The sequence below is a fragment of the Parabacteroides hominis genome (assembly GCF_014287585.1).
GTDB classification, from domain to species: Bacteria; Bacteroidota; Bacteroidia; order Bacteroidales; family Tannerellaceae; genus Parabacteroides; species Parabacteroides hominis.
This window is the reverse complement of the sequence record NZ_JACOOJ010000047.1, coordinates 25,573-34,228: the sequence shown is the minus strand read 5'-3', so window position 1 is coordinate 34,228 and position 8,656 is coordinate 25,573. Positions and strand designations below refer to the sequence as shown.

The 8,656-nt window shown below is 48.3% G+C and carries 7 protein-coding genes, 1 other RNA gene and 2 pseudogenes; 5 read left to right on the top strand and 5 right to left on the bottom strand.

The window, feature by feature from the left end:
- Nucleotides 1-250: 250 nt before the first annotated feature.
- Nucleotides 251-382: pseudogene (locus tag H8S65_RS18605) on the bottom strand (acyltransferase family protein); the annotation flags it as partial.
- Nucleotides 383-508: 126 nt separating this feature from the next.
- Here H8S65_RS18605 and H8S65_RS18600 point away from each other — a divergent pair.
- From H8S65_RS18600 to ssrA, 4 genes are all read left to right on the top strand, one after another.
- Nucleotides 509-916 carry a DDE-type integrase/transposase/recombinase gene (locus H8S65_RS18600; protein ID WP_186931343.1) on the top strand — a complete coding sequence of 136 codons (408 nt, stop codon included), beginning with the start codon at nucleotides 509-511 and terminating at the stop codon, nucleotides 914-916.
- A 128-nt stretch (nucleotides 917-1,044) separates the two neighbouring features.
- Nucleotides 1,045-2,586 carry an arylsulfatase gene (locus H8S65_RS18595; RefSeq protein ID WP_186931342.1) on the top strand — a complete coding sequence of 514 codons (1,542 nt, stop codon included), beginning with the start codon at nucleotides 1,045-1,047 and terminating at the stop codon, nucleotides 2,584-2,586.
- A 30-nt stretch (nucleotides 2,587-2,616) separates the two neighbouring features.
- Nucleotides 2,617-3,498 carry an alpha/beta hydrolase gene (locus H8S65_RS18590; protein WP_186931341.1) on the top strand — a complete coding sequence of 294 codons (882 nt, stop codon included), beginning with the start codon at nucleotides 2,617-2,619 and terminating at the stop codon, nucleotides 3,496-3,498.
- A 59-nt stretch (nucleotides 3,499-3,557) separates the two neighbouring features.
- Nucleotides 3,558-3,958: a transfer-messenger RNA gene (ssrA, locus tag H8S65_RS18585) on the top strand.
- An 81-nt stretch (nucleotides 3,959-4,039) separates the two neighbouring features.
- Here ssrA and H8S65_RS21160 read toward each other — a convergent pair.
- The 4 genes and pseudogenes from H8S65_RS21160 to H8S65_RS18570 all read right to left on the bottom strand — a co-directional run bounded on the left by H8S65_RS21160 (nucleotide 4,040) and on the right by H8S65_RS18570 (nucleotide 6,857).
- Nucleotides 4,040-4,510 carry a GNAT family N-acetyltransferase gene (locus H8S65_RS21160; RefSeq protein ID WP_255489319.1) on the bottom strand — a complete coding sequence of 157 codons (471 nt, stop codon included), beginning with the start codon at nucleotides 4,508-4,510 and terminating at the stop codon, nucleotides 4,040-4,042.
- Between the two features lie 78 nt (nucleotides 4,511-4,588).
- Nucleotides 4,589-4,906: pseudogene (locus tag H8S65_RS21155) on the bottom strand (GNAT family N-acetyltransferase); the annotation flags it as partial.
- Between the two features lie 96 nt (nucleotides 4,907-5,002).
- Nucleotides 5,003-5,314, bottom strand: a complete 312-nt coding sequence (locus H8S65_RS18575) for a nitrous oxide-stimulated promoter family protein (RefSeq protein ID WP_186931339.1) — start codon at nucleotides 5,312-5,314, stop codon at nucleotides 5,003-5,005.
- Between the two features lies 1 nt (nucleotide 5,315).
- The gene (locus H8S65_RS18570) at nucleotides 5,316-6,857 is read right to left on the bottom strand and encodes a family 43 glycosylhydrolase (protein WP_186931338.1); all 1,542 of its coding nucleotides are present in this window, start codon (nucleotides 6,855-6,857) and stop codon (nucleotides 5,316-5,318) included.
- A gap of 125 nt (nucleotides 6,858-6,982) precedes the next feature.
- Between H8S65_RS18570 and H8S65_RS18565 the strand changes: the two genes are divergently transcribed.
- Nucleotides 6,983-8,632, top strand: a complete 1,650-nt coding sequence (locus tag H8S65_RS18565; protein ID WP_186931337.1) for a pseudouridine synthase — start codon at nucleotides 6,983-6,985, stop codon at nucleotides 8,630-8,632.
- Nucleotides 8,633-8,656: the final 24 nt, after the last annotated feature.

Genomic DNA, 8,656 nt, shown 5'->3' with positions numbered 1-8,656 from the left:
CAAGATCTGACTATGGTTTGTAACGATAAAGCGGTGGGTAAGAGGGGGCGTACAGATTTAAAGGGAATAGAAATCTCATTAAAAGTCAATTGATTTGGCTAAAACGATAACTATGATGGAGCGGGAGTATAGAATTATCTATCTCCCGCTTTTATTATATAATTTCACTTTCCATATAATCAGAACTAAATAGTTCCATTAAACGGTATCGGAGTCGACCTTTTTGGTATAGATCTATATTAAAATGTTTTTAAAGTGCAGGTTTCTTTTTCAGGAATTTTTCACCTAACCATCTCCTTACCGGTTCGTCATAAAGTTTCAGGCAGAGGTAAGCCAGGATGATGCTGCCGGCGTAGACTGCTATTGCCATAGGCCAGAGATTCACGACCGTCTGAAGGAGCACTTTTCTGATCTTCCTTCAGTAACGTCCAAGACGGTTTTCAATTTCGTCAGCCGGGTGCGTTTGCCCCACGATCTTTCCAAGGAAGTGGAATGAAGTACCGGCCTTATGAGAAACAGCTTCAACCGTACCCCTTTTACCACCTCACTTGCGGTTTATGCCTATAAGCTGACTTTTGAGTTCTTTGGAGGAGTGCCCCGTAAAATAGTCTATGACCAGGACAAGGTGTTTCCGGTCAATGAGAACCTTGGCGACCTGGTTCTTACCGGCGGCTTCCGCGCCTTGGTCCGTGAACATGGGTTCGACCCGGTGTTCTGCCGCAAGTCCGATCCCAAGAGCAAGGGCAAAACTGAGAACGTGGTCAAATATATGAAGTACGGCTTCCTTCGCGGGCGTGAGTTTGTTGACATCGACTTGCTCAACAAGGAGGCAATCGGATGGTTGGGACGCACGGGCAACGGAACGGAACATCACGGCATACGGCGTGTGCCTTCCAAGAGTTCGAGAAGGAAATAGGCTATGAAATCGAATATATTTGTTTAGCTGTAGGATGTCTCTGATAAATAATAACGTTTTAGTGGTAGAATTATCAAATAAGATATTTATCTTCGCTATTCAAATCTAAATGCAGAAAAACATCTAAAATGAAGAGAAGAACGTTTCTTAAATCATCGCTATTAATGACTTCCGGGTTAGGTTTTGATACTTATGCCAAAGAAGAAGCCGACAAGGAAAGTGTGCAGGTTAAAAAGCCGCATGTCATCCTGATCATGACTGACCAGCATCGTGGAGATGCTCTTGGTTGTATGGGGAACTCCGCTGTCATATCCCCTAATCTCGATCGTTTGGCGAAAGAGGGAACTTTGTTTGTAAATGGATATTCTGCTTCTCCAAGCAGTACGCCTGCCCGTGCCGGACTATTGACAGGTATGTCACCCTGGCATCATGGTATGTTAGGATATGGCCAAGTTGCAGAAAAATACACGTACGAAATGCCGCAAATGTTGCGTAATCTCGGTTATTATACATTTGGTGTCGGAAAAATGCACTGGTTTCCACAAAAGGCCCTTCATGGCTTCCATGCTACACTGATCGATGAGAGCGGACGTGTCGAATCTAAAGATTTTATCAGTGATTATCGGGAATGGTTTCAGCTCCATGCGCCAGGTGAGAACCCTGATTTGACAGGTATCGGTTGGAATGCTCACGGAGCCGGTCTCTATAAATTACCGGAGAAGTTGCATCCGACAACGTGGACCGGTCAGACCGCTTGCGAGTTGATTCGGAATTATAATTGTGATAAACCCCTTTTCTTAAAGGTGTCATTTGCACGTCCCCATAGTCCTTATGATCCTCCCAAGCGTTATTTGGATATGTATAAGGATGTCGATATACCCAAGCCGTCTGTCGGTGATTGGTGTGGCAAATATGCAGAACGATTGGATCCTGAAAAAGCGGCTCCAGACGCTCCCTTCGGTAATTTCGGGGATGAATATGCCGTCAAATCCCGCAGGCATTATTATGCGAATATTACCTTTATTGACGACCAGATCGGAGAGGTTATTGCAGCATTGAAGGAAAAGGGAATGTATGACAATGCGATAATTTGTTTTACGGCCGACCATGGAGATATGTTAGGCGATCATTATCATTGGCGAAAGACATATCCTTATGAAGGTTCCACCCACATTCCTTATATCGTGAAGTGGCCTGCCGGAATGTCAAAAACGGTTCCTTCGGGTGCAAAGATCGAACAGCCGGTCGAACTTCGTGATTTTTTGCCTACCTTTATCGAGTTGGCAGGTGGCGCCGTACCTCCCGATATGGATGGCAAATCTTTGTTGAAACTGGTTCAGGGCCGGGAAAAGGAATGGCGTAAATATCTGGATATGGAGCATGCCACTTGCTATAGTCCGGATAATTACTGGTGTGCATTGACAGATGGTAAGATTAAATATGTCTGGAATTTCCATACCGGGAAAGAAGAATTGTTTGATCTCCGGAAAGACCCGAAAGAATTGGTGGAATGTTCCGGAAAACCGGCTTATGCTGCCCGGCTTAAGGAAATGCGCCAGGCAATGGTCGATCATCTGGCGGAGCGAGGCGAAACTTTCGTGAAAGACGGAGAACTGGTCGTACGGGAGACAACAATGCTTTATAGTCCTAATTATCCACAAACAAAATGATTCGTATAAATTCTTTAAACTGTGTATGCTATGATAAGAAAATGGAAACTCCTGCTTGTTGGAGTGAGTTGTATAATGGGTACAGCTATGGCACAAGATAATCCTATTTTGTTGTTTCCGAAAGGTGCGCCAGGCGAAACAACCAAGTTGATCGAAAAGGCTGATACTGAAGGAGGAAAGACCGGAGGCGAGACGGTTCTTCGTATCACGAATGTAAGTGAACCTACAATTACGGTTTATCCGGCCCCCGACGAAGTGGCAACAGGTGCTGCCGTTGTGGTTTGTCCGGGTGGTGGCTATAATATCCTGGCTTATGACCTGGAAGGTGACGAAGTTTGTGAATGGTTGAATAACTTGGGAGTTACTGCCGTTTTGCTGAAATACCGGGTTCCCCGCCGCGAAGGCCGTGCTAAACATGAGGCTCCTTTGCAGGACGTGCAGCGTGCGATCGGATATGTCCGGGCCCATGCGGAAGAAATGAATCTGGACCCGCGGCGTATCGGAGTAATGGGATTTTCTGCCGGCGGACATCTTTCGGCGATGGCAAGCAACAACTTTGATAAACGCACTTATCCGGCCGTGGATGCCGCAGACAAGGCAAGTTGCCGTCCGGATTTCTGCCTGTTGGTTTATCCTGCCTATCTGGATGGTGAAAATTTTCAACTGGCTCCTGAAGTGAAAGTTTCTTCTGCCACTCCTCCCACAATGCTGATTCAGGCAGAAGACGATAAATCTTATATCAACAGTAGCCTTTTCTATTATTATGCATTGAAAGAAGCAGGTGTGCCTGCATGGATGCATTTATACAGTAAGGGCGGTCATGGCTACGGCCTGAGAGATACGGGTGCAACCGTAAATGAATGGCCTGATAGGGCTGAAGACTGGTTCCGTGAGATTGGTGTGATAGAATAAAAAAACTAAATAGAGTACAAAGATCCCCGATTTTTCGTATCTTTGTACTCACAAATCATGGGGATGACCGGTTTTGACAGCGGGTAGAAGTGGTTTGTAAGCATGTAGTGCGTGGTCGGCTTGCACTTAAATCTCAGACGGCGAACAATTAACTGGCGAAAACAATTACGCTCTCGCTGCTTAATCGAAGTATAGTAGATTCAAGCTTAATCCCTGCAAAAGTTGCGGGGACGTGACATCACCCGGATGCTGTGGCTCCGAAGCGTTCCGATCAGGTGGTGCAGCAATATCGGAGATAGTTTGAAGTAAGCCTCGGACTTCAGGCGAAACTTTAGAGGATAAGGTTCAAGTGGGTGGCTTCGGTCTTGCTTGTACCCGACAATCGAAGGCGAAGATAAACATGTAGAAAGCAGATTAGTTCCTCGTTTGGACGAGAGTTCGAATCTCTCCATCTCCACAGAAAAGGCTGGCAGTTCCGACTGACAGCCTTTTTCATTACACGTATTTGTCTATATTCTGAATTGATTTTGTTATTACTTTGTTACTCGGAAAGTTTTTTTCGCAAGTAGATCATATCCACTAATTGTTTGCCATCTTCGAATATCGGATGATCATAATTGTCGGTAAAGAAATTCTTGATACGATGTGAATATCTGAATCCGTTCTGTTCGTAGAAAGGGACGGTCAGCGGACTTTCGCCTGTGCCGACAAGCAGGGTATCGTATTTTCCCGCATAATGTCGGGAAATAAACCGGATCAATCTTTTGCCATATCCCTGTTTCTGATATTGTGGAACGGTTGCGATATTTTTGAGTTCGACAGTTCTGTCACCTTCATCTGTGACAACACAAATTGCTCTTAGTATATTCCGGTCGTACAAAGCAAACATTTCTCCCCGTTCGAGATAGAGGTCTATCATCGATTCCTGTTCATCGGCCAACAGCAGGAGATCGAGGAAACGTTTCTTATGCAGGAGGATTTGCCGGATTTCAAGGGAATCGTCCGAAACCAGCAAGGTTATTTCATTGAGTGAAAGATGCAGGATTGGGAACGGATTGCCGCTTGGATCGGTTTCATCTCTTCCGGTAATATCAAATCCTCTGTTCAAGTAGAAAGAAGTAGCCTTTTCGTTTTGTTCGTTGACGTCAACTTTGAAGATATGTTTGTTGTAAATGGCAAATTCGATTAACTGCTTGCCGTACCCTTTCCCCTGTTCTTCCGGATGGACGAAAAGCATTTCGATTAATTCGTCACTCAGCCCCATAAATGCGGCTATCCGGTTTTGCTCGTTCCTGATGGTATATAATTCGACAACCGGAATATATTTGTCCCGGACTAACGGCTTGAAGAACCGGATATCCTTTTCGGCCAGGAAATGATGTGTACTGCGGACGGAGGCCTCCCACATTTCTACCAATTCGTCTTTTAACTTTTCTGACTCATCGGGACTAATTGCAGACCAATCTATTTTCTGTTGCATGGATTTCTAATAACAAAAGGATCTTTACTTATGGAAAAACTCTTGGAGCAGATGCCGGATAGCGGCTACCGGATGATACAACATCATTCGGGGGCCGGCGAAGCGCATCACTTCCTGCATCTTCTTGCGCATATCCGGTTTGTAGCAATGGACGGGGCATAACCGGCATGTCGTTTTCTTCTCTCCGAAAGGGCAACGCGACAGCCGGGCATGAGCATATTGCAAAAGCTCTTTGCAATCCGGGCATAATTCCGTATGCCCTTCTTTCTGGCGGCAATAGAGACGGACCATCTGTTCGACGATCTCCTGTTCTTGTCGGATACGGGTTGATGGCATCTTACCGGTAAGATAAAGAACAGTATTCAAACATGGCAGGCGCCTTTTCGTCCCCTTCATGATAAAGTCCCGGACGTGCCACCCGGTCCCAGCGAATAAGGGAGCGTATGGCTTCTTCCGATAGTCCGTGGTCCACCGGAGTCCATTTTTTACCGTCTTTGCTCCAAGCAAATCGATAGGGAAGTCCTGCTTTCACCTGCATGCGGAGATGCAATGCCGCGCTGGGAAGTGGCAGATCGGCCAGTTGTTGTTCCTTCCCTTCGCGGACGAGTTTTATTTGCAACCGGTCGCCGACACAACCGTAAGCGAGGTAGTAGCTGTTGTCTCCGTAAAGCGTGATCCCTTTCCAACTGCCATTCTGGTTGGTAATGCCGGCATCCAATGTATAGCCCGAAGATGCAGGACGAAGGCAAAGCGCCTCTCCGGTCTTGCATTCCGGCTTGGGAGAACCGCTCAACCGTAGCTTGCCAGCTTCGATTTTCGCCTGGACATTCGAGTACGGATAATTCCAACTCCATTCCTGACGCAGGTCCGAACCGGCAAAATTGTCGAAGAAACCGGTTACCGGCTCTTGCACGCAATCGGCAAAAGGCATCGGCTGTACCAGGCGGGCATATTCACCGGTGACGAAATAAGGCCAGTTGTCCTCTCCGAAACGCAACTCCTGGAGATGGGGCTGACGCCCTAAAAAGAAATCGCTGCCTTCCGCATAGGCGTGACATAGATAAAACATACGTCCGTCAGGCGCCGTCGTCAGCGTACCGTGACCGATAGATTGTATCTCATCGCTTCCGTGCAGGATCGGATTCCCCTCATACTTTTCATAAGGCCCTTCGAGCTTCTTCGAGCGGGCGACGGCCACGGCATAGTCGCTATCGGGACCGCAACAACCACCTGTGGCATAGATCAGGTAGTAGTAGCCGTTCATTTTGAACCAGTGCTGCCCTTCCATCCCCGCACGTTCGTCGTCGCGGAGCAGGCTGAACGGTTTGCCGGCCAGTTTCAACCCGTCCGGAGTCAGTTTGCCGGCGAGGAGTTCGATCGGCCGGTTGTCCAGCCCGTAGGCTTTCCAACTGATATATAAATCACCCTTGTCTTCGAGGATAAAGGCATCGATCGCTTCCGTCCCGAATTCGACTACCGGCCCGTGATCTTTGAATTTGCCTGTCGGAGAGTCGGAGGTGGCTACTCCGATGTAAGAAGTATTGTTCAACTTCTTCCGCGCGGTATAGTACACATACACCTTGCCGTTATGATAATACCATTCCGGAGCCCAGAACGACGACTTGGTCCATTCCGGCTGCTGCTCGAATACATGTCCGGTTTGTTTCCAGTTGACCAGGTCTTTAGAGGTGAATACCGGATAGTAGGGAGCCCATTCGGAGGAAGTCCCCGTTGCATAATAAGTCTCGTCGATCCGCAGGATGGACGGGTCGGCGACATCCCCGTGAATAACGGGATTGGTGAAATAGGTCTGTTTCTGGGCCATACTTGTGCCGGAATACAGAACGGAGCCTAACAAGGCAATGACAAGTCTGTTCATGGTTTGTTAAAACACTAATTATTAATTGGTCTAAAATTGATGGTTACAAATCTACTGGATAAAACGGAGCTGTCCAAAAAAATCCTTTACTTTTGCCGGATAAAACGTATTGATTCGGAAAAAGCATGGACAAGCTTCACTATTTTACAAATTCGATCTCTCCGCTCCCTTTGCCGGAAAAGTTTACTTATCCGTTCCATTATACCCCGCATCCCCTTTGTGTGGCGGCGGCGGAAGAGGTGCAACTCTATTTGGCGGCCCGCAAAGAATGGCAGGAGGAATTGCGGAAAGGGAAGATGTTCGGCGTTTTGGTCGTCCGTACAGGCGAGGGCAAAGTCGGTTATCTGGCAGCCTTTTCCGGCATCCTGGCAGGGAGGAACCGACACGCTTATTTCGTGCCTCCGGTCTATGACGTGCAAGAGCCGGACGGTTTTTTCAGGATAGAAGAGGAACAGATATCGGCAATCAACAAGCAGATCGAAGAATTGCAGGGGGACGCGCGATATAGGAATTGCAAACAACGGTTGGCTGACGAGACGATCCTTGCCGGACAGGTTTTGGATGAGATGCGGGAACAGATGAAAGCGGCTAAAGAAGAACGTGACCGGTTGCGTTCGACCGCCATGCAGGCATCGGTAGAGACGCACGACCGTACGTCTCTACTGATCCGCGAAAGCCAGTTCCAGAAAGCGGAATTAAAACGGCAGAAACAATATTGGAAGAACTTCCTTGCCTCTCTGCAAGCGGAAATAGAGGTGTACGAGACGGAAATCGAACGTCTCAGGACCGAACGCAAGACCCGCTCGGCCGCCCTTCAGCAATGGCTTTTCAAACAATTCCGCATGCTGAACGCCCGCGGGGAGGAACGGGATTTGTGTGACCTGTTTAAGGATACCGTCCAGAAAATGCCGCCGGCAGGAGCAGGCGAGTGCGCGGCTCCAAAGCTCTTGCAATATGCCTATCGGAACGGCTGGCAACCTCTCGCTATGGCTGAATTCTGGTGGGGAGATTCTCCTAAAAACGAGATCCGCCGTCATGGATATTATTATCCGGCCTGCAAAGGGAAATGCGAGCCGATCCTGAAGCACATGTTGCAAGGTTTGCAGGTCGAGGAGAACCCGTTGGAAACGGATGTGCACCGGGATACGGAGCTGGAAATCGTGTATGAAGACGAATGGTTGTTGGTCGTGAACAAACCGGCCGGTATGTTGTCGGTTCCCGGAAAATCGGATGTCGACTCCATCTATCAGCGGGTGCGGCGGATGTATCCCGAAGCAACCGGACCGATGATCGTGCACCGCCTGGACATGGCGACTTCAGGCCTGATGCTTATCGCCAAGACGAAGGAGGTGCATCAGAGCTTGCAGGCGCAGTTCAAGGACCGGAAGGTGTGTAAACAATATGCCGCCTGGTTGGATGGCATTGTGGAGGAAGAAGAAGGCTATATCGAACTCCCTCTCCGCCCGGACCCGGAAGACCGGCCGCGGCAGGTGGTCGATATGGTTCACGGGAAACCTGCCGGGACTTTATATGACGTGTTGCACTACAATTCGGGGCGGACTCTCATCTCTTTTCTACCGATAGAGGGGCGCACACACCAATTGCGTGTCCATTCGGCTCATCCGCTTGGCCTGAACACCCCGATAGTCGGGGATGAATTATATGGAAAGAAAGCGGACCGCTTGTATCTGCATGCCGAATACTTGGGCTTTGTGCATCCCGTTTCCGACGTGTATATGGAAGTGGAAAAGGAATCCGGGTTCGACGATCTTTGACGCCAGTGCCACAATTTCCCCATG

What these genes read in the sequence shown, in the direction of transcription:
- H8S65_RS18595 (WP_186931342.1), top strand. Translation starts at nt 1,045, where the DNA reads ATGAAGAGAAGAACGTTTCTTAAATCATCGCTATTAATGACTTCCGGG.
- H8S65_RS18590 (WP_186931341.1), top strand. Translation starts at nt 2,617, where the DNA reads ATGATAAGAAAATGGAAACTCCTGCTTGTTGGAGTGAGTTGTATAATG.
- H8S65_RS18570 (WP_186931338.1), bottom strand. Translation starts at nt 6,857, where the DNA reads ATGAACAGACTTGTCATTGCCTTGTTAGGCTCCGTTCTGTATTCCGGC.
- H8S65_RS18600 (WP_186931343.1), top strand. Translation starts at nt 509, where the DNA reads ATGAGAAACAGCTTCAACCGTACCCCTTTTACCACCTCACTTGCGGTT.
- H8S65_RS18575 (WP_186931339.1), bottom strand. Translation starts at nt 5,314, where the DNA reads ATGCCATCAACCCGTATCCGACAAGAACAGGAGATCGTCGAACAGATG.
- H8S65_RS18565 (WP_186931337.1), top strand. Translation starts at nt 6,983, where the DNA reads ATGGACAAGCTTCACTATTTTACAAATTCGATCTCTCCGCTCCCTTTG.